Origin of the sequence: Paenarthrobacter nitroguajacolicus, from assembly GCF_029952445.1 — a bacterium.
GTDB lineage: Bacteria > Actinomycetota > Actinomycetes > Actinomycetales > Micrococcaceae > Arthrobacter > Arthrobacter nitroguajacolicus_B.
Genome location: NZ_JAQPPK010000040.1, coordinates 1 through 26,653, shown reverse-complemented (window position 1 = coordinate 26,653; position 26,653 = coordinate 1). Strand labels below are relative to the sequence as shown.

Annotated in this window: 27 protein-coding genes; 16 read left to right on the top strand and 11 right to left on the bottom strand. The window is 63.3% G+C overall.

The window, feature by feature from the left end; all coding sequences use genetic code 11:
- Positions 1-115 precede the first annotated feature (115 nt).
- From PJL15_RS21065 to PJL15_RS21055, 3 genes are read right to left on the bottom strand one after another with little or no spacing between them, the layout of a single operon-like run.
- On the bottom strand, positions 116-928 hold the full coding sequence (locus PJL15_RS21065; RefSeq protein WP_281453083.1) for an ABC transporter ATP-binding protein: 813 nt from the start codon (positions 926-928) through the stop codon (positions 116-118).
- Positions 925-1,980 carry an iron-enterobactin ABC transporter permease gene (fepG, locus tag PJL15_RS21060; RefSeq protein ID WP_281453082.1) on the bottom strand — a complete coding sequence of 352 codons (1,056 nt, stop codon included), beginning with the start codon at positions 1,978-1,980 and terminating at the stop codon, positions 925-927. The genes PJL15_RS21065 and fepG overlap by 4 nt, the downstream gene beginning before the upstream one ends.
- Positions 1,977-3,077, bottom strand: coding sequence for an iron chelate uptake ABC transporter family permease subunit (locus tag PJL15_RS21055; RefSeq protein ID WP_432443846.1), 1,101 nt, complete (start codon positions 3,075-3,077; stop codon positions 1,977-1,979). The genes fepG and PJL15_RS21055 overlap by 4 nt, the downstream gene beginning before the upstream one ends.
- Before the next feature lie 152 nt (positions 3,078-3,229).
- Between PJL15_RS21055 and PJL15_RS21050 the strand changes: the two genes are divergently transcribed.
- The gene (locus tag PJL15_RS21050; protein WP_281453085.1) at positions 3,230-4,237 is read left to right on the top strand and encodes an ABC transporter substrate-binding protein; all 1,008 of its coding nucleotides are present in this window, start codon (positions 3,230-3,232) and stop codon (positions 4,235-4,237) included.
- 151 nt (positions 4,238-4,388) lie between these two features.
- Here the strand turns inward: PJL15_RS21050 and PJL15_RS21045 are convergent, their stop codons facing one another.
- Entirely contained in the window at positions 4,389-5,021 is a 633-nt protein-coding gene (locus tag PJL15_RS21045; protein WP_281453080.1) for a uracil-DNA glycosylase, read from the bottom strand.
- 229 nt (positions 5,022-5,250) lie between these two features.
- Here PJL15_RS21045 and PJL15_RS21040 point away from each other — a divergent pair, with 229 nt between their 5' ends.
- The 6 genes from PJL15_RS21040 to PJL15_RS21015 all read left to right on the top strand — a co-directional run bounded on the left by PJL15_RS21040 (position 5,251) and on the right by PJL15_RS21015 (position 11,118).
- Positions 5,251-5,589, top strand: a complete 339-nt coding sequence (locus tag PJL15_RS21040; RefSeq protein WP_281453079.1) for a hypothetical protein — start codon at positions 5,251-5,253, stop codon at positions 5,587-5,589.
- A 170-nt stretch (positions 5,590-5,759) separates the two neighbouring features.
- The gene (locus PJL15_RS21035) at positions 5,760-6,482 is read left to right on the top strand and encodes a SipW-dependent-type signal peptide-containing protein (protein ID WP_281453078.1); all 723 of its coding nucleotides are present in this window, start codon (positions 5,760-5,762) and stop codon (positions 6,480-6,482) included.
- Between the two features lie 9 nt (positions 6,483-6,491).
- Positions 6,492-7,097 (top strand): signal peptidase I, encoded by a 606-nt coding sequence (locus tag PJL15_RS21030; protein ID WP_281453077.1) that lies wholly within the window; start codon positions 6,492-6,494, stop codon positions 7,095-7,097.
- Positions 7,098-7,104: 7 nt separating this feature from the next.
- Positions 7,105-7,875: an LPXTG cell wall anchor domain-containing protein gene (locus tag PJL15_RS21025; RefSeq protein WP_281453076.1), complete on the top strand. Its 771-nt coding sequence runs from the start codon at positions 7,105-7,107 to the stop codon at positions 7,873-7,875.
- A complete protein-coding gene (locus PJL15_RS21020) occupies positions 7,872-9,623 on the top strand; it encodes a choice-of-anchor G family protein (protein WP_281453075.1) in 1,752 nt (583 codons plus the stop codon). The genes PJL15_RS21025 and PJL15_RS21020 overlap by 4 nt, the downstream gene beginning before the upstream one ends.
- A gap of 205 nt (positions 9,624-9,828) precedes the next feature.
- Positions 9,829-11,118 (top strand): adenylosuccinate synthase, encoded by a 1,290-nt coding sequence (locus PJL15_RS21015; protein ID WP_011773318.1) that lies wholly within the window; start codon positions 9,829-9,831, stop codon positions 11,116-11,118.
- A gap of 109 nt (positions 11,119-11,227) precedes the next feature.
- Here PJL15_RS21015 and PJL15_RS21010 read toward each other — a convergent pair whose 3' ends face one another.
- Genes PJL15_RS21010 through PJL15_RS20995 form a run of 4 tightly spaced genes read right to left on the bottom strand, consistent with a single transcriptional unit; the run spans position 11,228 to position 14,074 of the window.
- On the bottom strand, positions 11,228-12,442 hold the full coding sequence (locus PJL15_RS21010; RefSeq protein WP_281453074.1) for a GAF domain-containing sensor histidine kinase: 1,215 nt from the start codon (positions 12,440-12,442) through the stop codon (positions 11,228-11,230).
- Positions 12,443-12,499: 57 nt separating this feature from the next.
- The gene (locus PJL15_RS21005) at positions 12,500-13,270 is read right to left on the bottom strand and encodes an alpha/beta fold hydrolase (RefSeq protein ID WP_281453073.1); all 771 of its coding nucleotides are present in this window, start codon (positions 13,268-13,270) and stop codon (positions 12,500-12,502) included.
- On the bottom strand, positions 13,267-13,731 hold the full coding sequence (locus PJL15_RS21000; RefSeq protein WP_281453072.1) for an SRPBCC family protein: 465 nt from the start codon (positions 13,729-13,731) through the stop codon (positions 13,267-13,269). The genes PJL15_RS21005 and PJL15_RS21000 overlap by 4 nt, the downstream gene beginning before the upstream one ends.
- A complete protein-coding gene (locus PJL15_RS20995; RefSeq protein ID WP_281453071.1) occupies positions 13,721-14,074 on the bottom strand; it encodes an ArsR/SmtB family transcription factor in 354 nt (117 codons plus the stop codon). Before PJL15_RS20995 ends, PJL15_RS21000 begins: the two co-directional genes overlap by 11 nt.
- Positions 14,075-14,246: 172 nt before the next feature.
- Here PJL15_RS20995 and PJL15_RS20990 point away from each other — a divergent pair, with 172 nt between their 5' ends.
- The 6 genes from PJL15_RS20990 to PJL15_RS20965 all read left to right on the top strand — a co-directional run bounded on the left by PJL15_RS20990 (position 14,247) and on the right by PJL15_RS20965 (position 20,161).
- On the top strand, positions 14,247-15,707 hold the full coding sequence (locus PJL15_RS20990) for an MFS transporter (protein ID WP_281453070.1): 1,461 nt from the start codon (positions 14,247-14,249) through the stop codon (positions 15,705-15,707).
- Between the two features lie 10 nt (positions 15,708-15,717).
- Entirely contained in the window at positions 15,718-16,593 is an 876-nt protein-coding gene (locus PJL15_RS20985) for an SMP-30/gluconolactonase/LRE family protein (RefSeq protein WP_281453069.1), read from the top strand.
- Positions 16,594-16,687: 94 nt separating this feature from the next.
- Positions 16,688-16,921: a DUF6480 family protein gene (locus PJL15_RS20980; protein WP_281453068.1), complete on the top strand. Its 234-nt coding sequence runs from the start codon at positions 16,688-16,690 to the stop codon at positions 16,919-16,921.
- 63 nt (positions 16,922-16,984) lie between these two features.
- Positions 16,985-17,920 carry an NADP-dependent oxidoreductase gene (locus PJL15_RS20975; protein WP_281453067.1) on the top strand — a complete coding sequence of 312 codons (936 nt, stop codon included), beginning with the start codon at positions 16,985-16,987 and terminating at the stop codon, positions 17,918-17,920.
- A 169-nt stretch (positions 17,921-18,089) separates the two neighbouring features.
- A complete protein-coding gene (locus PJL15_RS20970; protein WP_281453066.1) occupies positions 18,090-19,718 on the top strand; it encodes an ABC-F family ATP-binding cassette domain-containing protein in 1,629 nt (542 codons plus the stop codon).
- Positions 19,719-19,837: 119 nt separating this feature from the next.
- Positions 19,838-20,161, top strand: coding sequence for a hypothetical protein (locus PJL15_RS20965; protein ID WP_281453065.1), 324 nt, complete (start codon positions 19,838-19,840; stop codon positions 20,159-20,161).
- An 87-nt stretch (positions 20,162-20,248) separates the two neighbouring features.
- Here PJL15_RS20965 and PJL15_RS20960 read toward each other — a convergent pair whose 3' ends face one another.
- Positions 20,249-21,082, bottom strand: coding sequence for an alpha/beta fold hydrolase (locus PJL15_RS20960; RefSeq protein ID WP_281453064.1), 834 nt, complete (start codon positions 21,080-21,082; stop codon positions 20,249-20,251).
- 97 nt (positions 21,083-21,179) lie between these two features.
- Between PJL15_RS20960 and PJL15_RS20955 the strand changes: the two genes are divergently transcribed.
- Entirely contained in the window at positions 21,180-21,746 is a 567-nt protein-coding gene (locus PJL15_RS20955) for a TetR/AcrR family transcriptional regulator (protein ID WP_281453063.1), read from the top strand.
- Positions 21,747-21,780: 34 nt separating this feature from the next.
- On the opposite strand, the gene PJL15_RS20950 is transcribed toward PJL15_RS20955, so the two are convergent.
- Positions 21,781-23,127 (bottom strand): MFS transporter, encoded by a 1,347-nt coding sequence (locus tag PJL15_RS20950; protein WP_432443845.1) that lies wholly within the window; start codon positions 23,125-23,127, stop codon positions 21,781-21,783.
- A 131-nt stretch (positions 23,128-23,258) separates the two neighbouring features.
- Here PJL15_RS20950 and PJL15_RS20945 point away from each other — a divergent pair, with 131 nt between their 5' ends.
- Positions 23,259-24,413 carry an App1 family protein gene (locus PJL15_RS20945; protein ID WP_281453062.1) on the top strand — a complete coding sequence of 385 codons (1,155 nt, stop codon included), beginning with the start codon at positions 23,259-23,261 and terminating at the stop codon, positions 24,411-24,413.
- Here the strand turns inward: PJL15_RS20945 and PJL15_RS20940 are convergent.
- A complete protein-coding gene (locus tag PJL15_RS20940; RefSeq protein WP_281453061.1) occupies positions 24,410-25,474 on the bottom strand; it encodes a hypothetical protein in 1,065 nt (354 codons plus the stop codon). The genes PJL15_RS20945 and PJL15_RS20940 overlap by 4 nt on opposite strands.
- 86 nt (positions 25,475-25,560) lie before the next feature.
- On the opposite strand from PJL15_RS20940, the gene PJL15_RS20935 reads away from it, so the two are divergent.
- Positions 25,561-26,181, top strand: coding sequence for a TetR family transcriptional regulator (locus PJL15_RS20935; protein ID WP_281453060.1), 621 nt, complete (start codon positions 25,561-25,563; stop codon positions 26,179-26,181).
- Positions 26,182-26,653: the final 472 nt, after the last annotated feature.

The window sequence follows — 26,653 nt, the reverse complement described above, 5'->3', positions numbered from 1 at the left end:
GACCACGCCGTCGCCGACGACACGCTGCCCCCCCGAGACCCGGACCAAAAAGGAAGCGACCCCGGAACCAAACCGGGATCGCTTCCCCACGCCCGTTGACAAAACGAACTACATATTAGTTGGGTAGGCGCGGGCGGCCCAGCGGGACCACCAGCGGGGTGTGGGTGACGGGGTCATCGATGATCCGGCAGCCCATCCCGAACACTTCCTCCACCAAGGACTCCGTGATCACGTCGGCGGGAGCGCCCTCGGCCACCACCACGCCGTCCTTCATGGCGATGATGTGGTCTGCGTAGCGGCTGGCGTGGTTGAGGTCGTGCAGCACCGCCACCAGGGTGTGGCCCTTGTCCAGGTTGAGCTCGCGGAACAGTTCCAGCAGCTCGATCTGGTGGGCGATGTCCAGGAACGTGGTGGGCTCATCCAGGAGCATCAAGGGCGTCTGTTGGGCGAGCACCATGGCCACCCACACACGCTGCCGTTGGCCGCCGGACAGTTCATCCACCAGCCGCCCGGATAACGACGAAACACCGGTGGCCTCCATGGCGTCAAGGACGGCAATCTCATCGGATTCGGACCACTGCCGCAGCAGTCTCTGGTGCGGGTAGCGGCCGCGTGCCACGAGGTCCGCCACGGTGATGCCATCCGGAGCAATGGATGACTGGGGGAGCAGCCCGAGCCGCCGCGCCAGTTCCTTTGCCGGCACGGATGTCACCGATTTACCGTCCAACAGAACCTGTCCGCTGCGGGGCTTGATGAGCCGGGCGAGGGCGCGCAGAAGCGTGGACTTGCCGCAGGCGTTGGGCCCTACGATTACCGTGAACTGCCCCTCGGGGATGCGCACGTTGAGGTTCTCGGAGATGATGCGTTGCTCGTAGCCGATGGTCAGGGCTTCGGCGTGGAGCTGCGGCGCAGCAGTGGTGAGGCTCATGATTTCCTTGCTTCCCTGGCCAGCAGCCAGACGAGATAGATACCGCCGATGCACACCGTCACAACGCCGACGGGCAGCTGGATCGGAGCGAAGAGACGTTGGGCCGCGAGGTCGCTGGACACCAACAGGAAGGCGCCCATCACCGCGGAGGGCAGCAGCGTGATGCCGGCACTCCGGGTGAGCCGCCGGGCAAGTTGGGGTGCGGCGAGGGCAACGAACGCGATGGGCCCGGCGACCGCAGTGACGGCCGCGGTCAGCGCGACGCCCAGGATCAGCAGCAGCAAACGGGTGGGTTCCGCCCGGACGCCCAAGGCGCGTGCGGCGTCGTCGCCCATTTCCAGAAGCTGCATCCGGCGCGCCACAGCGAGCGTGGCCAAGCCAACCACAAGAACCACGACGGCGGCAGGCGCCGCTTGCTCCCACGTGATGCCGTTGAGGGACCCGGCTCCCCAGACGGCTGCCGCAAGGGCGGCCTCCAGCTCGGCCTGCAGGATGAGCCAATGATTCAGGGCGGCCAGCATCGCACTGATGCCGATGCCCACGATGATGAGCCGGAAGCCTTGGGAACCACGGCGGTAGGCCAGCAAATAGACGGCCAGGGCGGTGAGGGCGCCACCCACCAGGGCTCCCGCTGCGACGCCAAGGTAGCCGCCGCCAACCGTCAACATCACGATCAGCGCGCCGGTGTAGGCGCCCGTGTTGAAGCCGATGATGTCCGGGCTGCCCAAGGGGTTGCGGGTCATGGACTGGAAGATGCCACCGCTCATTCCCAGGGCCGCACCGAACACCATCGCCGCCAACACCCGTGGGAGACGCCACTCCATGACGATGGTCTGGGCGAGTCCCGGAGCATCGCCCGTGAAGGCTTGGAGGACTTGCGGTACGGAGACCTCGTAGTCGCCGGTGGCCAAGCTGATAACCGCGACGGAGAGTGCTGCAAGGATCAGCGGGACGCAGACGAGGATGCTGCGGACATCGAACCGTAGGCTCAGCGACCGGTTGCGGACCACAGCAACCGGTCGCCCGAAATCGACGGAGTCCAGGCGGCTCACAGCCCGCTCACCTTTCGGCGCCGGGCCAGCGCAATGAGTACCGGCGCACCAATGAACGCGGTCACCACGCCCACCTGCAGCTCACCCGGTGCGGCAATCCGGCCAACAACGTCCGATACCAGCAGCAGGATGGGAGAGAGCAGCACCGTGGTAGCCAGGATCCAACGCTGGTCCGGTCCCACGATCCACCGGGCCACGTGCGGAATCATGAGCCCCACGAAGCCGATGGCCCCGGCCCCGGCAGTTGCTGCGCCGCTGAGCAGGGTGATGGCTACGACGCTCAGGATGCGCGTGCGGTTGACGTTGGCGCCGAGGGAGGTAGCGAGGTCATCGCCGAGCGCGACGGCATTGAGCCCCCGGACACAGAACAAGGCCACGAGCAGCCCCAAGCCCATGAACGGCGCAACTGTCAGCACCGCTTCCATGCTTCGGGTATCCAGCGAGCCGATGCTCCACGAGCGCAGGTGATCAAAGGCTTTCGGGTTCAGTAGCGTGAGCCCCGAGCCGATGCCGGTGAGGACGGCGCCCAGGGCAACGCCGGCCAGCGTCAGCCGGACGGGATTCACCACGTTCCGCCCCGAGGTTCCAATCAGGTAAACGGCCGCCGTCGTGAGGATGGCGCCGGCAAAGGCGAACCAGATGTAGCCGCTGAGCGAACCCACGCCGAAAACACCGATGGCCACCACTATCGCAAACGATGCGCCGGCGTTGACGCCCAAAATGCCCGGATCAGCCAAAGGATTCCGGGTGATCGCCTGAATCAGCGCACCGGCCACGCCCAACGCCACTCCGACGGCGATACCCATCAGTGTTCGGGGCAAGCGGCTTTCCAGGATGATCGCGTGATCCGCGGTGTCTTTGGGGCTGACGAACGCGTCCAGGACGGTTGCCGGGGGAATGAATTTAGCCCCTACGCCCAGGCTAAGGACCACGGCACCCAGAAGGACTGCCGCCGCAATGATCAGGAAGAGGAGCCGCCAACCGGATCTTTTGACGACGCCGGCGCCGGGTGTCGCGGTGCCGGCTGACGGGGCGGTGCCGGCTGACGGAGCGGTGGTTGCTGGCTCGGCGGCTGGCAGCTTGGGAGCGGGAACCATCAGTTGGGACACGACAGGGACCATTTCGGAGAGGGACAGAAGAGGGGCTTCTGTGACTGTCGTCATAACGTCACGGAAGTGTGCCCTAATTAGGTTAGCCTTACCAAGTGAAAAATGACGATTTCGAAGTTCAGCCGCCCAAGGGCTCCCGTATGCGAAAGCTTGCCATGAAGGCGGTCGGCGCTGCCTTGCTCGTGGGCCTCGTGGCGGGCTGCGGCACCAGCGCAAGCTCTGGCTCAAGCGCCGGCAACGCCGATGTTGCCACCGGCGGGTCCAAATTCACCACTGCAGACCAGGAAACGGCCAAGCTTGGCACCGACGCCGCGCCCGGCGTCTTCCCGCGCACGCTGACACACGCCAACGGCGAGACCACCTTGGAGAAGAAGCCCGCCCGCGTGGTGGTCCTCGATACTGGTGAATTGGACGACGTGGTGACCCTCGGCATCACCCCTGTCGGCATGGCCACCACCGAAGGAGCCAACCCTGTTCCCACCTACCTGGCCGACAAGGTCAAGGACGTGGCGTCCGTGGGCACCATCCAGGACCTCAACCTTGAGGCCATCGCTGCGCTCAAGCCTGACCTCATCCTTGGCAGCAAGCTCCGCGCCGACAAGCTGTACAAGCAGTTGTCCTCCATCGCGCCAACAGTATTCAGCATCCGCCCCGGCTTCCCGTGGAAGGAAAACTTCCTCCTCGTGGGCAAATCCCTGGGCGAAGAAGACAAAGCCGTCAAGGCCCTCAATGACTACCAGGTTGAAGCAGACGCCCTCAAAGCCGACGTGAAGGGCGATCCCAAGATCTCACTGGTCCGCTTCCTGCCGGGCAAGATCCGCCTGTACGCGAACAAGTCCCTGATCGGCGTCATCCTGAAGGACGCAGGCTTGGCCCGTCCGGAGAACCAGGACATCGATGAACTCGCAGCCGAGATCTCGGCAGAGAATATTGAGCAAGGCGACGCCGACTGGATCTTCTACAGCAGCTACGGCGATCCCTCGGCCACCGGTGAAAAGTCCGTGGTGGAAGGCGCTGTCTGGCCCAAGCTCGGCGCAGTCAAGGCCGGCCAGGCGAAAGCCGTCAACGACGACGTCTGGTTCCTGGGCCTCGGCCCCACCGGCGCCCGGTTGATCCTGAAGGACCTCCGCACCATGCTGGTCGGCTAACGCCTCCACCCCAACACAAGCACCCAACAACGACGGCGACCCTCACCAGAAAGGTGAGGGTCGCCGTCGTGGTTAAACCGCCCAAGTAGGTGACAGCACGTGCTCTATTGAAGCGTCAGTGGAGCGTTTGCTGTTACTCAGTTGGGTGGGGTTAGGACTTGCGGGGAATGCCGGTGCGGGCCATGGCCTCGGCGTAGGCGCCGTGGATGGCGTCGAGGTATTCCTGCTGGCGGGCCGGGGTGCCGGCGAAGGAGCGGCCACCGAGCGAGCGGACCTTGAAGGTCTTGAAGCCACGGCGGGCGATGCTGGCCGGTGCAGCCTTCATGAGCTGGTCGGCCAGGCGGTGGGCTTCGTTGCCGTGTGCCACCAGGGCGGAGGTGCGCGGCAGGAGCTGGAGGAGGCGCAGGAGCGGCTTGAGGCCCTCTGTGATGTTGGCCGGTGTGAGCTTGCCCGGTTCCTCGTTGGGCTCGATCCAGGGGTACGCGTTCCACGGCATCATGAGCTCGGGACGGAGGCCCAGCTGCCACTGCATGCCGAGCATGCGCGTCGTTGCTTCTTCGTCGCCCGGAGTGATGAAACCTTCGCCGGTAGTGGTGCGCTGATTGGAGAAAAGGCTGACGATGCGGCAGTCATCCATGCTGTGGGCGGGGTCGATGTAGAGGACCTCGCTGCCCGGCTTCTGATCCTTGATGGAGTCGCAGAGCTCGTTGACCTCAGCGATGTGCGGTTCGTAGCGGCGGTTCCAGAGGATTTCTTCGGGTGATTCAGTCGCCAGTTCTTGCATCAGGGGTTAGGTCTCCTAGGTGTTACAGCGCACCGTTCCAAGGCGCCGCGGGCATGCCGCAGCCAAACCTCAAAGGGTGCTGTTGGGGGCTAACTAACCTTACCGGACTTAGGACCCCAGCGGGGTCCGCTCCGGCGCGCCATCGAATGCGACCCGGCGTGTTGCCGGGAAACGTGTCGGGCATCTCGACTCTCGACGCCGGTGCCAACCTTCCGGCAAGATGCCCGGTATGGAGAAACAAGAATCGCCCGCTGCCGCCGTTACCGCTTTCCAGGAGCTGGGCGCGGAGCTCGCGGCGGCCGGAGTGGTGATGGGGAAGATGTTCGGCGCCAGCTCGCTCATGCTGGACAAGAAGGCGCTGGCCTGCCTGAACGGCGACAAGGTGGTGTTCAAACTGGGCAAGGAGACCGCCGAGCATGCGCACGCCCTCGCTCTTCCGGGAGCCGTGCTTTTTGATCCGTCCGGCATGAACCGGCCGTTCAAGGACTGGGTGGAAGTGCCTTTCAGCTCGCGCTCCGAGTGGCCCGCTTACGCCGAGGCAGCCCTCCGCTTCGTGGCTGGTGGGTAAGGCACCCAAGGTGCTCCGCACCGACGTCGAAAGCTTCCGTTAACCCTAAAGTGCACCTCCGCCCGGGGGTGCTTTTCCTTCCCCGGATAATGACGGTGAAACCACTGGTTTCGGGGGAAACCGTTCGGCCTCCCCACCAGCTCAGCATCGTCAACCGTGGGGGTTAAACAATGGTCGCAAAGACGTCATCCAATAAGGCAACAAAAGTTCGCGCGCTTCTTGCGGGAGGGCTTGTCCTGGGCGTGGGGGCCGCGTTCACGCTGGCCGCTTGGACGGACAATGAATGGGTCTTCGGTAATTCCGGTGGGGACAATGGCCCGGGCACGCTGACCTATCACATGGAGCAGAACACCTTCAGCAACACCAACGGCTCGGGCGCCGATGCGTGGAGCGACAAGCCGAACATTCCCACGGTGCCGAGCTCGGCAACCGATGGTGCACTGACCTTCGGCGCCATCTCTGCCGCGCTGAAGCCCGGAGATACGGCGTATGCGCCCATGCAGCTGCGCGCCGCAGCGGGTTCCGAAGCCCTCACGGCCACCTTGGCTGAGGCAGTCAAGCTGGGCGGGAACGCAGTGGACACCACCACCAATTCCCTGGCGCTGTACAACGCCCTGACTTACCGCGCGGTCCAGGGCGTGAACCCGGCGAACTGTGCCGCAGGCACCCTGACCGGCGGCACGGACATCGTCGGTTCCGCTGCGACGAGCGTTCCACTGACCACCGTTTCCGCCACGGCCATCTCCCTGCCGAAGGGTGTCGATGCCACAACGGCCGGCGCGGCAGTGAATGTTTGCTTCGCCATCACGCTCCCGTCCGCCGTGACTGACGTGACCCTGCAGGGAAAGCAGACGGTTCCGCTGTGGAGGTTCACCAGCATCGTCAGCTCGTAACACGGCTCTGTGACAGAGCCCTTGACCCGGACCAGAAGCTCGTCCCCATTGCCCCCTTCGGCCCCTGCCTTAGGAGGGGCGGGCTTCTGGGCCGTCTTATCCCGCATCCTCAAGGTCTCCCGTGAGATTGCCCTGACGTTGGTGGCCGTCCTGGGGCTGGTGTGCATTCTGGCGCTGGTCCTGGGATTCGCCTACAAAGCATCGTTCGTGGTGTTCAGGACCGGATCCATGGAGCCCGTCTATCCAGTGGGAGCGCTGTCCCTCACCGTGCAGGTGTCGGCGGCGGAACTGGTCCCGGGTGACGTCGTGTCCGTCAAGCGTTCAGAATCCGGTGTCCTGGTCACCCACCGCGTGGTGTCGGTGGAACCCTCCGGCACGGGCGCGTCGCTGCGGCTCAAGGGCGATGCGAACAGCTCGGAGGATCCGCTGCCGTACCAGGTGGAGACCGCCCAAAAGGTGTTGGCAACCGTTCCTGCGGTGGGTTCCTGGGTGATGGCCATGAGGGGGCCAGGTTTCATCGGCGCCGCCACCATGGCGGTCGCTGCTCTTGTTGTGTGGGCCTACTGGCCCAAACGGGCTGCCCGTCACAAAGGTGTGGTGTCAACAGGGAGGTGAAGAAGTCGTGAAGCAGTGGATCCGGGCGGTGAGGCCCGCAGCGGCGGTGTGTGCCGTCGTCGTGAGTGTGCTGGCCGGTGCCGTCCCCGCGCAGGCCGCCGACAACCTCATCCCCGTACCCGAGAACGGGACCCCCGGACTCCTGTGGCTTTCCTCTTCCGTGTACCCGCTGAAGTTCCCGCAACTGGGGCCGGGGGATTCGTATGTGTGGCAAATCGGGTTGTCGCTGGACAAGCCGGAGGCTACATCCGCCCTCCAACTCACAGCCGCAGGCAGCCTGGCCGCAGCCAACGGGTACGCCATCGCCGTTGACGAATGTCCCACCCCCTGGGAGGGCGACAGCGGGCTGAACCAGCAGCTGGAATGCCCCGGCGGCTCAACGCCCCGGATTTCGTCCACCCGCCTCAACGACTGGAACCAAGGTGTCCGGATACCGCTCAGCAACCTCCGGACCGGCACATCGCCGTACCTCCGTTTCACCCTGGCCGGACCAGCCGACGCCGCTCCTCCCCGGGACTCGACGCTCACCTTGGGGATCGGGATCAGCGCCATGGGGGACGATGACGGCGGAAGCTCACCTTCGCTGCCACCGGTGTCCGATGGCGGAAGCAAAGAACCCCTTGGAAACACAGGTGCCTCGTCCCTCCCGGCGCTGTTCGCTGGTGGTGCGCTGCTCCTCCTGGGAACGGCCGTCTTGGCGTTGCTGAAGCGCCCGCGTGAAACTAGGGAGCTGCGTCAAACTAAGGACACGCGCGAAACGACGGGGCAGGGCGCATGACGGCCCGGGGCTCGCTGGTTCGCCGGGCGTTCCTGAACCATCCACGCCGCTCGATCCTCGTCGCAGCAGTTTCAGCCATCGCCCTGGCTGCCACCACCGGCCTGACCACCGCAGCGTGGACGGACAGCGAATGGGTGAAAAGCGCCGTCGGAGTGAGTTCGCCGGGCGATTGCAGCACCAACAGTATGTTCACCAACCAGGCATGGGCCAGGGAACTGCACGGCACAGTGCTGAACACCAATCTGGACACCGTGGCAGGCGTCCAGGGGCTGACCGTGCTGAATAACGGCACTGCCGCCACGCCGACGCCAGTCTCAGCAGTCCTCGTACCCGGCACCACCGATGCCTACGTCACCAAAATCCCGGTCACGGCACTGGGCAGCAGCCCCGTTAACGTTGGGCTGGGGCTCGGAGCTCCGGTGGGCGGGCTGGGTACTTACACACAGTGGGCGCGCTCGCAGAAGAGCGGGCAGGCCCACGGAGCTTCTGGTCTGGTGTCCGACCAGACCGGTGCAGTGGATGTTGCAGGGACCTCACAGGGGGCTGCCACCGCGCCGAAGTCGGCCAGTATTTCCTTGGGAAACATCGTTCCGGCTTCCCTGTCAGGGGTGACGCTGGATATTGGTGCGCTTGCTTCGTCCTCGGCAGTTGATGCCTGTGTCATGACCAACGGCTGGCCGATGCTGGACACCACCCCTACCGTCCAGCGCCAGTACGGGATAGCCGGGCTGGACCTCAACGCCGCCATTCCCGCCGTCGGGACTCTGTCCACGCAGGGTGCCACGTTGGTGGGGGCAGTTCCAGCGCAACTGAACACATTCCTGGGTACCACCGGTCTGGTCAACCAGATCAACGATGGCATCAAGGGAATCGTCAATCCCCTTCTGGGTGTTTTGGCCGTGGGGTCTTACAACACGACTGCTTCCTTGACCACTGATCTCAGCGGCGTGACGGCACTGATGACCAAGACAATCAGCGATGGAATCGTCACCATCAACCTGGGAACCGGCACAGTGAAGGTGAATATCGCCTCGCTGACGGGTGGCACTACGGGGTTGAATGGCATGGAACCAAACCACGCCGTTGTACTGGATGCGACCATGACCGCCGCCGTGACCACCAGAGTCACCAACCTGTTGGATTCGTGGAAGACGGAGGTGCTCGACGCCCTCAACTCGGCGTTGGGAAGTACGAAGCTGGCATCCACCACCGTCATTGATCTGCGGGCTCCGATCGTGGGTACCCCTCTGGCCAAGATTACGGTCAAAACCGGCCCGGCAAGTCTCGCCCAATTTGCCGGCGGCACAGCCCCTGGGCCTGAGGTTTCCGTCGAAGTGCTAGGTGGCGGCGGAGCGGTGGCGGCGTTGCTCAACACTCTCCTGACAACTCTGACGACCAGTGCAAACGGGGTCGTGCAAACCGCGTTGACAACCACAGGCTTCATCGCGAAATCCACACTCTTCAACGCGGATCTGGTGAGCAACCTGGGCACAAGCCTCCAGTTGCTCATCACGCCGGTGATCAACGCCGTCGGGCCTGTCCTGACAGCAGTCGGCACCCTGGTTGCCATTAATGTCAACGTTCAGCCCGATCAAAGCTGGCCGGGCACCAAGCCCGCGGATGTTACGGCGGCGGTGGGGGAATACAACGTCTCTGCGATCCGTGTGGGGCTGGTGGACAGTGCGGGCCTGCTGAGCCTGCACCTGGGCAGTTCGTCGGCCGGTCCTGCCGCGTTGGCAGTACCTTGACTTATCCACAACTCCACGCCAACGCCTGCCAAACACCAGAGAAACCGTTGCCATCGGCTAAACTTGGCTGGTAAGAGCCCCGAAACTCTTGCGTACGCCTTGTCCTCGGGCAGGCTGCACCTGTAAGCATCGGGGCGTTCTCATGTACGGCGTCGAGTCCTGGTCATCCGGCTGGGTCTTGCCCGAAAGAATGGGGGAGGATCCCATGCCCGCTATCGTGATCGTCGGAGCCCAGTGGGGCGACGAAGGCAAAGGCAAAGCAACCGATCTGCTCGGTGGCCGCGTTGACTACGTGGTCAAGCCCAACGGCGGTAACAACGCCGGGCACACCGTGGTTGTTGGCGGTGAGAAGTATGAGCTGAAGCTCCTTCCCGCGGGCATCCTGAGCCCCAACGCAATTCCCATTATTGGCAACGGCTGCGTGGTGAACCTGGAGGCTCTCTTTCAGGAGATCGATGGCCTCGAGGCCCGCGGTGCGGACACTTCCCGCCTGCGCGTTTCCGCCAACGCCCACCTCGTTGCGCCGTACCACCAGGTGCTGGACAAGGTCACCGAGCGCTTCCTTGGCAGCCGCGCCATCGGCACCACGGGCCGCGGCATCGGGCCTGCGTACATGGACAAGGTTGCCCGCCTGGGTATCCGTGTCCAGGACGTCTTCGACGAGTCCATCCTCCGCCAGAAGGTGGAAGGCTCACTGCGCCAGAAGAACGAGCTCCTGGTCAAGGTCTACAACCGCCGCGACATCATTGCTGACGAGATCGTGGAGTACTTCCTGTCCTTCGCCGAGCGCCTGCGCCCGCTGGTCATCGACAGCACCCTTGAACTGAACAACGCCCTTGACGAGGGCAAGGTGGTGCTCATGGAAGGCGGCCAGGCAACGTTCCTGGACGTGGACCACGGCACCTACCCGTTCGTCACGTCGTCCAACCCCACAGCCGGTGGCGCCTCGGTTGGCTCCGGCATTGGCCCCACCCGTATCTCGCGGTCCATCGGCATCATCAAGGCGTACACCACCCGCGTTGGCGCCGGCCCGTTCCCCACGGAACTCTTCGACGAGATGGGCGTGTACCTGCAGAAGACCGGTGGCGAGTTCGGTGTCAACACCGGCCGTCCCCGCCGCTGCGGTTGGTACGACGCCGTCCTGGCCCGCCACGCCTCGCGCGTCAACGGTTTCACGGACTACTTCGTCACCAAGCTGGACGTCCTCACGGGTATCGAACAGATCCCGGTCTGCGTCGCCTACGACGTTGACGGCGTGCGCCACGACGAAATGCCCATGACGCAGACCGAGTTCCACCACGCAGTACCGATCTTCGAGTACTTCGACGGCTGGACCGAGGACATCACCGGCGCCCGCACGCTGGAGGATCTCCCGGAGAACGCCCGCAACTACGTGCTGGCCCTCGAGAAGCTTTCCGGCACGCGTTTCTCGGCCATCGGCGTCGGCCCGGACCGCGACCAGACCATCGTTGTTCACGACCTGATCAACGACTAGGTACTTACTGAATTACGACGGCGGCGGGTCATCTTTGGTTCCTCACGGAGCCTAAGATGACCCGCCGCCGTCGTTAACGGGTTGGAGCTGACCAGGTAGGGGGATCCGGTCAGCTGCCGCTGCCAAGGTGGATGGTTACCACGGTCCCGGCGCCTGGTGCCGAACCGATCTCCAACCGCCCGCCGGCTGCGGCCACTATCCGTGCACAAGTTGCCAGGCCCAGACCGGTTCCGGGCGGGTCGTCTTCCCGGTGAAGGCGGACCAGCGGATCGAGGACCCGACCACGGTCGGCTTCGCTGATTCCCTTCCCGTTGTCGATGACACGCAGGGCTGCGCCGTCGTCCGTCCGCTCGCCCGTGACATGGATGACCGGGGAAGCTCCGGGCCTGCTGTAGGAGACCGAGTTATGGATCAGGTTCTGGAGCAGAACCCTCATCTGGACGGGATCGGCACTGAAGACCAGTTCCTCGCAGTCCACTGAAGCGCCGCTTGCCTCAAGGCTTGAGGCCAAGTCCTCAGCCACGTCTGCCACCAGGGCCTTGAGCGAGAGCGGGGCAGGGCGGACATCCCCGCCGATGGTGGCGTAGGCAAGGACGTCTTCGACCATGCTCAACATCCTTTGCCCGGAATTGGCCACGACATCCAAATAGTGGGCGATCTTCGCATCCGGGGCGTCTTCGGCCACCATCTGGCTCAATTCGACGTAGCCGAGGATGGAGGTCAGGGGATTGCGCAGGTCATGGCTGATGCGTCCGGCGAACTCTGCCAGCAGGGCGTTGCTGCGCTGGGCTTCAGCCAGTGCGCTGGCCAATTCCCGCGCCCGATGTTCCAGGGCCAGGGCTTCAACGACTTCGGCTGCAAGGATTTCCAGGTCTTGGCGTTGCCGGTCGCTGATGCGGCCGGTTTCCCTTGCCCCGGCGCAAAGCGTGCCGAGGACGAACCCGTCATCGCTGACAAGCGGGATGGAAGCGTAGAACCTGATGGCGCCTTGGCGGCCGTCGACGAACGGGTTGCCGCTGTACCGGGGATCAAGGGACGCATCTTCCAGGACCGTGGAGGTGCCGCTCTGGAAGCCGACGGCGCACATCGAATCCTCGCGGCTGCACAAATACGGCTCAAGTCCTGCGGTGGCAACCTGGTACTGCAGGTCGTCGGTGATGATGTTGATGGCCGTCACCGGTTGCCCGCACACCGTTCGGGCCAGCTCCACCAGATTCTGCAGCCGCTCCGATGGAACGGGAACAGTTATCTCCAACCCCCGCCCCGGGACCGGCAGGCCCTTTCGGGACAGCATCGAATCCCTGGTCAACTCGCCTACGCTCATTCAGCCATCCTGTCAGATGAACACCCGGCCTCCCTGTCACACGCAACATCCCGCAGACTAAGCGTCCGTTTCGGCCTCAAAGCAGGTGGTGAGTACCTCGCTGAGAGTTTCGTCAGGCACGGCGTGTCCGTGGCCAGTGATGATGCGCGATTCCCCGTGGGGTGCGTGGTCGGCGATTGCCGTGACGACATCGACGGCCCACGGGCTGTTGCTGCCGGCGATGGCCACTAAAGGGGCTTCGATCCGGGCAAGTTGCTCTGCCGGGATTTGCCCGTCGTTGCAGAGCCTTACGTCGATGGGCAGGGTGTGGGCCAGGGCTTCGAGGTGTCCCCAATAGGGTCCTTGTTTCATCCCGAGGATTGCCTGCTCAGGTGTTCCCATAAGTCCCAGGAAAAGTTCCACCGCCCGTGAGTGGTCGCCCGCGGCTATCAGGGAGGCGAGCTGGTCGGCCAACGCAGAGCTGGGTCCGGGAGTGAAGGGTGGCTCGTAGACGGCAATCTTGCGGAATTGGAGCCCGGCTGACGCGGCAGCGATAACCAGTGCGCCTCCGGACGAGTCTCCGAAAATGAAGGGTTCTCCATCGATCCGGGAAACCACGGCCGCGAGGTCTTCGATTTCACGCTCGACGGAGACTTCGCCAAGTGGGCCGCTGTCGCCTCGGCCACGGCGGTCGTACTCGTGGACAGTGAATCGATCGCTGAGCAACGCCGCCAGACCCTTTTTGGATTGCCGGTCGCAGAAGGCCCCGGCCGCGATAATGAGGGCAGGTCCTGTGCCGGTGGTGTCGATTGCCAGTGTGGTGCCGTCGAGTGATGTCGTGGTAATCATTGCTGACCTCCGTGCGCCAGGTAGTGGACATAGTCTGCGAGCTTGTCGAGTGTTGTTTTGAACCCGGCTTGGTTCCGGGGGAGCCTGACCTCGTCGGGCACGTTCGTTTGGTGGAGTCGAAAGAGCGTCTTCTCCTCTGGAAGCGCTTCGAGGGTGATGCGGACGGTCATGCCCGTATGTTCTTCGTGCCAAACGAGGCTGGAGGGCGCCTGAACTTCGAGGAAAACCGAACGAGTCGCGTAGCTCGCCCCTGAGCTGTCGTTGACGATGAGCGTCTCAAAACGCCCGCCGGGGCGCGGATCGATGTGAATTTCTTCCACGGGTGTGCTGGCCCCGAGTGGTGCCCAAAAATGAGAGAGGTGCCCGGGCTGTGTCAGACATGCGAAGACCAGTTCCGGCGGGGCATCGAAGACCCTTTCAAAACTCAGCCCTGTTTCAGCGTCCTTGATATTACTTGCCATCCCGGCCTTCCTCGCCTCTTTGGAGGTTTTTGAGGTGCTCATCCAGCTTGTCCAGGCGTTCGTCCCACACCTTGCGATGCTCCTGGATCCAGTCATCAACCTCATCAAGAACGGCCCGCTCCAAGTGGCACGGCCTGAACTGGGCGCTTCGGGTCCTGGAAATGAGCCCGCTGGCCTCAAGTACCTTCAGGTGCTTCGATACCGCCGGGAGTGACATGGCAAAAGGTGCTGCCAATTCAGAAACCGTAGCGTCGCCTTGGGCGAGGGTGGACAGGATCGCCCGCCTCGTCGGATCCGCAAGAGCGGCAAAAGCCGCATCCAGCACGCTTGCCCCGCCGTTCATGCTGAAGTCTCCATATGCCTACTTTACCGTTTGGTTAATTAACTAACCAGTTAAAAATGAAAATGGTGGCAACTCCGACCACCGGGACTAATTCCATCAGCAACGCGGTTACGTCATTTGGGGCTGGACCCAGAACACGAACGCAACGAGATGACGACGGGGAACGAGACAGATGACAACAGAGACTGCCGACGGCGTCGGGTTCCGTTCCCGGCGTGGACCCATCCTCATTGCCCTGATGCTTTCCACGGGCCTGGTGGCCATCGATTCAACGATCGTTGCCACGGCTGTTCCGTCCATTGTTGAGGACATCGGCGGGTTCAGTTCCTTCCCTTGGCTGTTCTCGGCGTACTTGCTGGCGCAGGCCGTTTCCGTGCCGATCTACGCCAAACTGTCCGACGTCCTCGGCCGAAAGCCGATCATCCTGAGCGGCATCGGATTGTTCCTGTTGGGCTCAATCCTGTGCGGGCTGGCGTGGAGCATGCCCGCGCTCATTGCCTTCCGGGTGCTTCAGGGTCTGGGGGCCGGGGCGGTGCAGCCTGTGGCCATTACGATCGCCGGTGATATCTACACCCTTGCCGAGCGTGCCAAAGTCCAGGGTTATCTGGCCAGCGTATGGGCCATTTCCTCCGTGGTGGGGCCAACCTTGGGCGGCGTCTTTGCGTCTTTGGGGATCTGGCGCTGGATCTTCCTGATCAACATCCCGTTGTGCTTCCTGGCCGGGTGGATGTTGGTGCGGAGCTTCCACGAAAACGTTGAACGTGCCAAGCACCGGATCGACTACCTGGGCGCCGGACTGCTGACGGTGTCCTTGAGCCTGCTGATCCTCGGTGCGTTGGAGGGCGGCCAGGCGTGGGCATGGAACTCGCCCGTCAGCATCACGGTCTTTGCCGTGGGTACTTTGTTGTTGGGCGCGTTTGTCCTGGCTGAGCGGAGGGCGGCGGAGCCGGTCCTGCCCGCGTGGGTGCTGTCCCGGCGGCTGCTCGCAACCACGGCCCTGATCTCCTTTGGCGTTGGCGCGGTCATGCTTGGCCTGACTTCCTACGTCCCAACGTTCCTCGAAGGTGCCCTGAAGACTTCCCCGATTCTGGCCGGGCTTGCGTTGGCTGCCCTGACCTTGGGCTGGCCGATCAGTGCGTCGCAAGCCGGCCGATTCTACCTCCGGATCGGGTTCAAGCGGACGGCGCTGATCGGAATTTCCATCTCGGTGGCCGGTGCAGCGGTGCTTGCCCTTACGGCGTCGTCGCCCAATGTGGTTTTGGTGGCGCTGGCCTGCTTTATCGTCGGCCTGGGACTCGGGCTGGTTGCGACCCCCAGCTTGATTGCCGCGCAGTCGAGCGTGGAATGGAACGAACGCGGCGTAGTGACCGGGACCAACCTCTTTGCCCGTTCCATCGGCAGCGCCCTGGGTGTAGCGGTCTTTGGCGCTATCGCCAACGCCATCTACGCAGGCGGCCCCGCCAGTGGCCCTGATCCGCAAACCACCGTGAACGCTTCTGCGGCGGTCTTCGTGGCGGTGCTCGTCAGCGCCGTGCTCACTGTGGTGGCCGTGCTTGCGATGCCCGCAGCTCAAAGGGCGAACACCGACACCCCAGCAGAGGCAAACGCCGCAGCGGGACCTGTGGAGGACTAGTCTCGAACGCATGGATGAACTGATCACCGGCAATCTGGAGAAGCTCTTCGAAGGCACCGTGTGGGCCGAAGGGCCTGTCTGGATCCCGGGATCGCAAACAGTTCGCTGGAGTGACATCCCGAACAACCGCATTCTCGAGTTCAATCCCGCCACAGGCGCTACGCGCGAGTACGCCACCGCCGTCGAATACACCAACGGCCGGACGCTCGATCGGGACGGGAGCGTGGTGCAGTGCAGCCACGGCCGCCGGCGAGTGGAGCGGGACGACGACGGCGACGTGACGCCGATCGTCGATTCGTTCGGTGGGCACCGGCTCAACTCGCCCAACGATGTTGTGGTCGCCAGCGACGGAACGGTGTGGTTCACCGACCCTCCGTACGGAATCCTGCTTGGCACCGTTGAGGGCCACGAAGGCGAGCAGGAATACGGTGGTTGCCATGTGTTCCGGTTCGCTCCCGCAACCGAGGAACTCACCCCTGTGATCACGGACCTCATCCACCCGAACGGGCTGGCTTTCTCGCCGGATGAATCGCTGCTGTACGTTTCGGATACTGCCGGGCCTTCCCGTGGGGTACCGTTCCGGATCGCCGCCTATCCGGTGGAGGACGGCGCGTGCGGGGCCGGGAAGACGTTCGTGGAGCTCGAGGAAGACAGGGCTTCTGACGGTTTCCGCGTCGATGTTGAGGGTCGCGTATGGACTTCCGCAGGCGCGTCGGTGCGCGTCTACTCGGCCGACGGCGGGCTGCTGGCCGCCGTCGAACTTCCGGAGAGAGTCTCGAATCTTTGCTTCGGTGGTCCCGACGGGCGTGATCTCTACATCACGGCCACTACCTCTTTGTATCGCTTGCGGACGGTGACGCGGGACGCCATCTGGGGGCGGGGCTGACACCCTCGCCGAATTAATAAGGCTGCTGTAGGTCTTGGCCGGGTGGTTCGATACTCTGGGTCAAAGCGTCACCACTGCTACCAGGGGAGTGAGCGTGTCAGGACCCAATCCCGACCCGTACGAGGACAAGATCACAGGTTTGGAACCCGGCGGGGGAGTGCCGCCGGGCGAGACCCCGCCCGGCGAATCATCCACAGCGGGTCCGCAGGGCCATGACGAGGGCGGCCCGAGGAAAGGCACCCAGGTTTTGTGGATGTCGATCATCGGCATCTTCGTCCTGCTGTCCATGCTCTACTTCATCGGTTACATCGTGGGGTTCTTCGACTGAGGCCTCCCTCCGGAGGAACAGCCCGCCAGGAATAGCCCGGCACAAATGACAGTTGACGCTCACATGAAGGCAATAACCTACAGCAAATACGGAAATCCGGACGTCCTCGAACTGACCGAGCAGCCAATGCCGAAAGTTGGGCCGGGCATGGTGCTGGTCAAGGTCAAGGCGGTCTCGGTGAATCCGGTCGATTGGAAGATCATGGCCGGGTACCTCGACCCCCTCATGGACATCCAGTTTCCGGCCATTCCCGGGTGGGACGTTGCCGGTGTGGTGGAGTCCACGGGTATCGATGCTCCGCATTTCCAGCCCGGTGATGAGGTGATTGCGTACGGCCGGAAGGACTACGTCCATGGCGGCAGCTTTGCTGAGTACATTGCGCTCCCGGAACGGCTCCTGGCCCGCAAGCCATCGACCCTGGATTGGAATGAGTCCGCAGGCTTGCCTCTTGCCGGCTTGACGGCCTTCCAGGTGCTCAGGCGCCTTGAACTCGCGGAAGGCGAGACCGTGTTGATTCACGGCGGTTCCGGCGGTGTGGGCTCCCTCGGCATCCAAATCGCGAAAGCACTCGGCGCGAACGTTATTGCCACCGCGTCGGAGAAGAACCATGATTTCCTCCGCTCCCTGGGAGCCGAGCCCGTTGTTTACGGAGACGGACTGGCGGAGAGGGTGCGGGCCCTTCGACCCGAAGGCGTCGACGTCGTTGCGGACTTCGTGGGCGGCAACCTCTCAACAACTTTGGAGGTGCTGACGGAAAACGGCCGGCACGCCTCCATTGCCGACAGCGATGTCGAGGAACACGGCGGCACCTGGATGTGGGTCAACCCCGTCGGTGCTGAGCTGCAGGAACTGGCTGACCTGGTGGACGCGCACAAGCTCAAGGTGGAGGTCGCGGAAATTTTCCCGCTGACTGAGGCCGCCGCTGCTTTCCGGCTGAACATGGAAGGCCATACACGCGGAAAGATCGTAGTTGTGCCGACGTCCGAGGATTTGCCTTAAAACGCCATCTTTTGTGAGACTGGACTCCTCTGTTCCCCAGTGTTAGGCCGATGTTTTGACGGGCATTCAAGGTTTCGCGACGCAAACCACGCGCTGACACGCAGCTGATGTCCTTTCGGACCGGTGCTTGCAGCGCATTCGCTGAAATCACTGGAGCCCTGGAAACATCATGTCTGCAACCAAGAACCCGTCCATCACCCTGACCGACGTACGCCTTCAATGGCCCGACGGTACCGCTGCCCTCGCTGGCATCTCCGGAACATTCGGAACGGGCCGCACCGGCCTGGTGGGATCCAACGGTGCTGGAAAATCAACACTGCTGCGCCTTATTGCTGGCGTTCTCCGTCCGACGAGTGGCCGGATCAGTACGAACGGCGACGTTGGCTACCTTCCGCAAACACTGACCCTCATCACCGACTCGACCGTGGCGGACCTGCTCGGTATCGGCCATAAATTGAGGGCGTTGCGGGCCATCGAATCCGGGGACGCCTCGGTGCAGAATTTTGAGATCGTGGGTGATGACTGGGACATCGAAACCCGCGCGGACGAGTCCCTGCGTCACATCGGCTTCTCAGGCACGGACCTGGACAGGAACGTTGGCGAAATCTCGGGTGGCGAAGCCATGTTGGTCGCCATCACGGGTCTTCGGCTGCAACGGACGGCAGTAACGCTGCTGGACGAGCCAACGAACAACCTGGACAGGGGAGCCCGGTCCAAACTCTCCAGTCTCATCACTTCCTGGCCGGGAACGCTGGTGGTGGTCAGCCACGACCTCGCCCTGCTTGAGCTGATGGACAACACCGCGGAACTTCATGCCGGGGAACTCACTGTCTTCGGAGGGCCCTACAGCGCCTGGCGGTCCCACATCGAAGAGCAACAGGCCGCAGCGGTTCAGGCAGCCCAAGCAGCCAAGCAGACCGTGAAGATCGAGAAGCGCCAACGTCAGGAAGCTGAAGCGAAGCTGGCCAAGCGCGCCAGGACCGGTCAAAGCAGCTACGACAACAAGAAGGGCTCCAAGATTCTTATGAATCAGCGGGCCTCCGACGCCCAGGTGTCCGCAGGGAAGTTGCGTTCGGGATCGGACGACAAGGTGAATTCCGCCCAGGCGGCACTGGACGCGGCCTCCTCCAGGATCAGGGAAGAGGAACGGATCAGCCTGAATCTTCCGGATCCGGACGTTCCCCGTGGACGGCGTATTGCCGAATTACGCGGGACCAATCGTGCCTTCCTGGTGGAGGGGCCGGAACGGGTGGCTATCATCGGTGCGAATGGGGTGGGAAAGACAACGCTCCTCGAACGTGTGGTCAGCGGCGGGTCCTTGAGCGACAAAGCTGAGGAGAGTGACGGCGTCGAATCCGTCACCGCAGGTGGTCGACTCCTCACCGGGCGTGCGGGCTATCTGCGGCAGCGGCTCGATGGCCTGGACGAGGCCGCCACCACGCTGGAAAATGTCCAGGCGGCTGCGCCCAGCGTCCCCGAAGGCGAGGTCCGAAACCAGTTGGCGCGGTTCCTGCTCAGGGGCGACAGCGTCTACCGGCCCGTACACACCCTGTCAGGTGGGGAACGCTTCAGGGTTTCGCTGGCCAGGTTACTGTTCGCCGATCCGCCACCCCAGATACTGATTCTGGATGAGCCCACCAACAACCTGGACATCCAAAGCGTGGACCAGTTGGTGGAAGCGCTGAACGCCTACCGTGGCGCCGTGATCCTGGTAAGCCACGACGACGAATTCCTGGGCCGCCTGGACTTGGACCTTGTACTGAACCTGGACCACGACGGTTCGCTCACGGAGTTGTAAGTTCCCAACCCTGAGCCGGGACGCGTGCCATGTAGTCTGGGAACTTCGATTTGGGGGAATACATGGTGACTCGTCAGCGCGGCGGCTGCCTTTTCGCAGTGGCTGTTGGAATCTTACTGATGGCGTGGATTGGCTCCATTTTGTGGACTGCCATCGACGAAGGTGCGGTGCCCGACGACTCGTCGTTCCTTGCCATTCCGTCGCCCAGCGAAGCGGGAGCTGTCAGCACTCGCTGTGGTTCGGGAGGCTGTTCCCGGATAATGACCGTCAACGTCAAACCACCTCAGGCGCCACAATCGCTTGCAGCGGAGATGGGGCTGACGCAGGAACGTTGCGAACCGATGAACCTATGGACCATGCGAAGGACCTGTACCGGAGTCTCCGGTGACGCCCGGGGACTCCAAATCTACCTGCAATACTCCCCGTTCTTTTCCAAGTACTAAACACGACGGCGGCGGGTCACGTCCGGTTCCTTCCGGAACCTTCGGTGACCCGCCGCCGTCGTGATTTAAGCAGCCCGCCTGTAAGCGCTACTTGGCCAGGAAGCCGAGCAGGATCTCGTTGATCTCGGCGCCGTGCGTCCAGAGGAAGCCGTGGGGTGCGTCCTCGATCTCGACGTACTCGGCTGAGGGCAGGCGCTTGGTGAACTCGCGGCCGGTGGAGTCGATGGGCAGGATGCGGTCGCCGGTTCCGTGGACGATCAGGGACGGAACGGTGACCTTTTCGATGTCGGCGCGGAAGTCGGTCAGCCAGGTGTCAACCACAGCGAACGAGGCGTACCAGGACGAGCCGGCAGCGACGTTCCAGGAGTTGCGCAGTGCCTCTTCGCTGAGCCGGTTTCCGAGGAAGTTGTCGGTGTTGTAGAAGTCGTTGTAGAAGTTGGTGAACCAGGAGTAGCGGTCCTCGATGGCGGCGTTGCGGATGCCGTCGAACACCGAAGAGGGAACGCCGGTGGGGTTCTCGTCTGTCTGCAGGAGGAATGGCTCCAGCGATGCCAGGAACACGGCCTTGGCTACGCGGGCCTCGCCGTAGGTGCCGATGTAGCGGCCAACTTCGCCGGTGCCCATGGAGAAGCCCACCAAAACGGCGTTCTGCAGATCGAGGGTTTCCAGCACCGTGTTGAGGTCTGCTGCGAAGGTGTCGTAGTCATACCCGGTGGTGGTCTTGCTGGACTTGCCGAATCCGCGGCGGTCATAGGTGATGACGCGGTAGCCGGCGTTGAGGAGGGCAGCGGTCTGCTTCTCCCAGGAAGCACCGTCAAGGGGGTAACCGTGGATCAGGACAACCGGCTGGCCCGAGCCGTGGTCCTCGTAGTAGAGCTCGATGTCCGTGGTGTTTTCAGTTCCGACTTTGATGAAGCCCATGATTCTGTTTCCCTTTTCTCGAAGTAGAGAACGATCGTTCTCTCTCTGCTTCCAAATCCTATAGAACGATCGTTCTCATTTCAAGTAGTATTGGCACATGGATATTTCGGAGGCCCGTAACCGCATCGTCGCGACAGCTGACGGGCTCTACAACGCCAAAGGTATCCAGGCTGTGGGAATGGACGAGTTACGGACGGCCGCTGGTGTCTCACTGAAGAAGCTCTATCAGGAATTCCCGTCAAAAAGCAGCATCGTCATGGCCGTCCTGGAGCGGCGGCACCAGTCCTGGACCGAAGGGCTGGATGCCACGGTGCGGCAGGCCGCGGATCCGCGAGCCAAGCTCCTTGCCATCTTCGACTACCTCGCCGGATGGTTCTGCCAGGACTCATTCCGGGGCTGTGGTTTCATCAACAGCTTCGCCGAGCTGGGCGCCGTCAGCCCGGAAGTTGCCGACTACGCGCGTAAACACAAGGAATCTTTCCAGGAATACGTCGCAGGCCTGGCGTCCGAAGCCGGTGCGCCGCCGTATCTGGCGCCCCAGCTTTCAATCCTGGCCGAGGGTGCACAGACGACGGCGGCAATCGCCGGATCGCCCGAGGCCGCGGGGCAAGCGCGGGGGGCCGCCGAAGTGCTGATCGACTTTGCGTTGGGCAGGACCGCCTAGCCGGCGCTCTGCCGCCTGGCCGCGCTTCGCCGGTTCAGCGCGCTTCGAGTTCCTCGAGCGTCTTACCTTTGGTGTCCGAGGACATGAGGGTGGCAACAGCTGAAACAACGCAGATGCCAAGCGTCGTCAGCCCGATGACCATGGGGATGTTGGCCGAACCCGGAGGGGCGATCGCCGTGAAGAGGCTCGGGAAGAACGAGGCAATCATGAGACCGATGTTCTGGGAGACGGCGAAGCCCGTGACGCGCATGCGCATGGGGAACTGCTCCTGGAAGAACGTGGCAAACGTAGCGTTCCACATCTGGAACAGGATGCCCTGCACAATTACGACGCAGACGAACACCAAGGGCAGGCTCCGCTGTTCGATGGCCCAGAGGTAGCCCACGGTCAGGAGTCCGCCGGCGATTCCACCGGCCACCATCAAGGCGCGTCGGCCGATCTTGTCGGACAGTGCCCCGAATGCGGGGATGGTCAATACAGCGGTGACGTTGGCCGCCATGGTCACCCACAGGAACTCGCTGCTGGAGAAGCCAATCCCGTAGCCCTTCTGGGTGGCGAACGAGACTCCGAAAATCAGCGTGGCCATGCCGATGACATTGGTGAAGGTCATGGCGATGCAGCGGACCATGACCCACGGGTGGGTGCGCAGGAGATCTACCAGCGGGAAGCGGCGACGTGGCGCGGACTCGGCCTGCGTCACGTATGCCGGTGGTTCCGTGACGCGGCGGCGAATGATGTATCCAGCCAGGATTACTACTGCACTGAGCAGGAACGGAAGCCGCCAACCCCAGGAATGGAACTGCTCGTCCGGCAACAAGGCTGCGAGCGGAATCAGGACGGCGGTGGCCAGGATCGAGCCCACCTGTGTGCCCTGGAGGCTGAAGCTGGCAAAGAATCCGCGCCTGGCGTCGGGGGAGTGCTCCACGATCATCGCGCTCGCGCCGCCCAGTTCACCGGCCACGGCGAAGCCCTGGATGAGGCGGAGGATTACCAGGAGGACCGGGGCAAGAAGGCCCACCTGTCCGTAGGTCGGCAGCAGGCCGACGGCGAAGGTGGCGAAGCCCATGAGCAGCATCGCGAAAACGAGGACCTTCTTGCGCCCGTGCCTATCGCCGTAAGCACCCAGGACCACGGCGCCGAGGGGTCGTGAGACGTAGCCGACGGCGTAAGTCGCCAGGGATGCGATGATGCCCGCCGTCTGGTTGTCGGTGGGGAAGAAGATGGTGGGGAACAAGAGCGTTGCAGCCAGTGAGTACAAGGCAAAGTCGTAGTACTCCAGTGCGCTGCCGATCCAGCCGCTCATTGCGGCCTTCTTCGGGTCTTTGTGGGCGACGTTGTCGCTAGGGGCTGGGAGGGTGTCCCTCCGGTGCATGACGGTCACGTCGCTTTACTCCTCCGGCGTCGTTGGCAAAGAACAAGAACTCGTCTTGAATCGATTCATAAATCATACGGCGTGACCTGCGTTACGTCAACGGAATGAGGGCTGAGGGTGGGTCGTGGAAGACTGGACGTATGTCTTTCCGTCCCGCAAAGCCGCGCCCCACGTCCCACGTCGGCAAGGGCGGCAGTCTGACGCCGCCCCGCGAGCAGGCCCGCCATATCGCCATGAGGCTCGACGACGCGTGGCTAAGATTTCAGACCCGGCTGGCGATCCGGCGGGGTCGGGTGGAAACGGTCATTCCCTACACGGGGTACGGCAGCACGTCCTGGGTCCGGGTCCTTGCCCGTGTAGTCCGCAGCGACCCCCGGGACGCCGCCGGCCACGCAAATCCGTTGCAGGAGAGCATGCGCGGCTGGCGCAACTTCACCAGCGCCCCCGTTGCCCACGCCAAAGTGAAGGTGACCATCAACGGCGAGGTTCATGACGTCGTCGCTGACCGCGGCGGAGTGGTGGACGCGCGCATTCCGGTAGTCCTCGACGCCGGTTGGCACACCATTACGCTGCAGTCCGGCAACTCCCGAACAGTGGAGGCGCCCATGGAGATCGTCGCGGACGACGCCGACTTTGGTGTGGTCTCCGACATCGACGACACCGTGATGGTGACAGCGCTGCCGCGTCCCTTCCTGGCAGCCTGGAACACTTTCGTCCTTAACGAACATGCGAGGACCCCCACGCCCGGCATGGCCGTGTTGTACGAGCGGATCGCCAGGACCGCCCCAACCGCGCCCGTGCTGTATCTGTCCACTGGCGCCTGGAATGTGGCACCGACACTCTCGCGCTTCCTGTCCCGCAATTTGTACCCTGCCGGTCCCAAGCTCCTGACCGATTGGGGTCCCACTCCTGACCGCTGGTTCCGCAGCGGCCAGGAGCATAAGCGGACTTCGCTGGAACGCCTCGCGGAGGAATTCCCCAAGATCAAATGGCTGCTGGTGGGCGACGACGGGCAGCATGACGAGGCCATCTACTCGGAGTTCGCCCAGCGCCACCCGGAGAATGTCAGGGCCATCGCAATCCGCCAGTTGTCCGCCGGTGAAGCCGTCCTGGCGGGCGGCCGGTCCAAGTCCGGTGGCCAGCCCACGCCCGGGGTGCCGTGGATCCATGCTCCGGATGGCGCCGGAATGTCTGCCCGGCTTGAGGAACTTGGCATTATCCGCAACGACGTCAGGTCTGCGGACGATCCCGAGGAAGGCGAACTTCAGGACAGGCCGGCCGGCTCCGGCTCCTAGACGGCCGCGTGACGGACTTCTGTTGGATGTTCGATGGTTGATTCCGGCACGTGCATGCCGGGGCGGCTGCGGAAATGCCCCACGAGGGTAAGGACAATACCGAGTGCGGCCCATCCGCCCAAGGTCCACCACTGCTGTGAGCTATCGGCGTTTGGGAAGTAGCTGAGCGTCCGGATGAGCGTTCCTGAGGCTCCTGGAACCAGGAACTGTCCAATCGCGCCCCACGGTTCAGCGAGGAACTGCCAAGGGGTTGCGGCAGCGGAGAGCGGGTTTCCGATGAACATGGTCAAAACGGAACCGATCGCGATTCCGGCACGGCCCAGCAGCGAGGTGCAGCCGATGATGAAGCCGGATGTTGCGAGCATCGTCAATCCCATGGCCAGGGCGTTGGTCAAGAAGTCGCCTTGAAGGTATTGGAACCAGGTTTGCATGATGAAAGCGATGACCAGTCCGGCGGCGACGGCGAAGCCTGCCACGGCGAGCAGCCGGCGCATTGCTCCCACAACAAGCAGCGAAATCACTATGCCGCCGATCATGCCCCCTATGGCCAGCGGGAATGATGCCGAAGCCAGGCCGGCTCCGCTGGGGTCGCTTGATGACAAGGGGACGACGGGTGTCACGGCGACCTTGACGGCAGCCGGATTTCCTCCTGCCGCCGCGACCTGCTGCGAGACCTGCGCCTGAAGCTGTGCTGCCACGCCGGTGAGTATCTGGGCTGCCGCGGCGCTGCCGGCCGGAGCGGTCAGAACCTCGGGCGGGGTGGTCCCGGCGCCCAGCACGATTGCCCCGTATGTTTCACGGGATTCGATTTGCCGAACAGCATCGGCGCGGTCGCCGGCGCTGACGAAATCGAACGTTCCGCTGGCGCCCACGGCATTTTTGAGTGCTGTGACACTGGCTTCGGGCCCTGCAATGCCGACCGGCAGGTTGTGGGTCTGCGATGTCTTGCTGGGCCAAAGAAACGCCAGGACAACTACTGCCAGCAGGACAGAAGCGACGACACCGATGAGTGCCGCGGCGGCCCATTTGGTGTGCGGCTGGGAGGGTGTGGCGGTGCTCATGACAGATCCCTTCAGATGGTGATGCTGTCAGTGTAAGACTAATTCCACGGCTGAGGAAATCCCCATTTGTGGAGTAATCTGAAATCGTGACTACTGCCGAAGGAATAACTGCCCGCAAACGTCCCACCGGACGTCGCTCTGGAGACAGCGGAACCAGGGACGCCATACTGGATGCCGCCAAGGAGCTTTTCGCGGAACTTGGGTACGACGGCGCATCAATTCGGGCCATTGCCACGCGTGCGGGCGTGGATCCAGCCTTGATCCGGCACTTCTTCGGCGACAAAGAGACCTTGTTTGCCCACACTGTTGCTGACCGAACCGCCATCCCGGCACGGATGTCTGCGGCCTTCTCTGACGGCGACCCGGCCCAGCGTGGTATCCGGGTGACTGATACCTATTTGAGGCTGTGGGAGGACGCGGAGACACGGCCGATCCTCCATGCTTTGATCCGGTCGGCGACAACATCGGAGCGGGCCGCCGCCATGCTGCGGGAAGTCCTCATGGCGCGCGTCCTGGAGGGTGTAGCTCCTGGCCCTTTTGCCGACGGACAGCTGCAACTGATCTCGCTTGCTGCTTCACACCTGCTGGGAGTAGCCATGGCGCGGTTTGTGGTCAGGTTCCCCGCAATTGCCGACCGTCCCCATGACGATTTGGTGGCTGAAATTGCCCCCACCATTCAGCGTTACCTGAGTGGCACACACCGCTGAGGTCAAATGCCTGGCGGGTCAGCTACCCGTCTGGCTGAAAACATCGGCGGCCGGGCCGCCGGCGTCGAAACCTCCGGTGGTGAAACGTACGCCACTGATGCCGTCCTTGTGGCCTGCAGCGTCGCGACACCCGCCGTCGTGAAGCCTCTGAGGGTGGAGACTCCCAGAGGTTCCCCGGTGTGCATACTGGTTGTCACCAAGCCCGTGGAGCACCTGATCCCAACAAAAGGCCAACGGCCCCGATACGCCATCTGCATAAGCGTGTCGGGGCCGTTGGAGTTTATTCTCGCCGGGCCTGATCGGGCTGGGGGAAAGGTAACCGATCAGACCCGGCGGGGCTTGGCGGTTACTTGGTGGTTTCGGTGCGTTGGGTGCCGGTGAAGGCGAAGGCGATGGTGGAGGTTGCGCCTTGGAAGGTGTTGTCCGCGGTGGTGGGGAAGGCGGTGGTGACTTTGAGGTTGTCGGTTTTGGT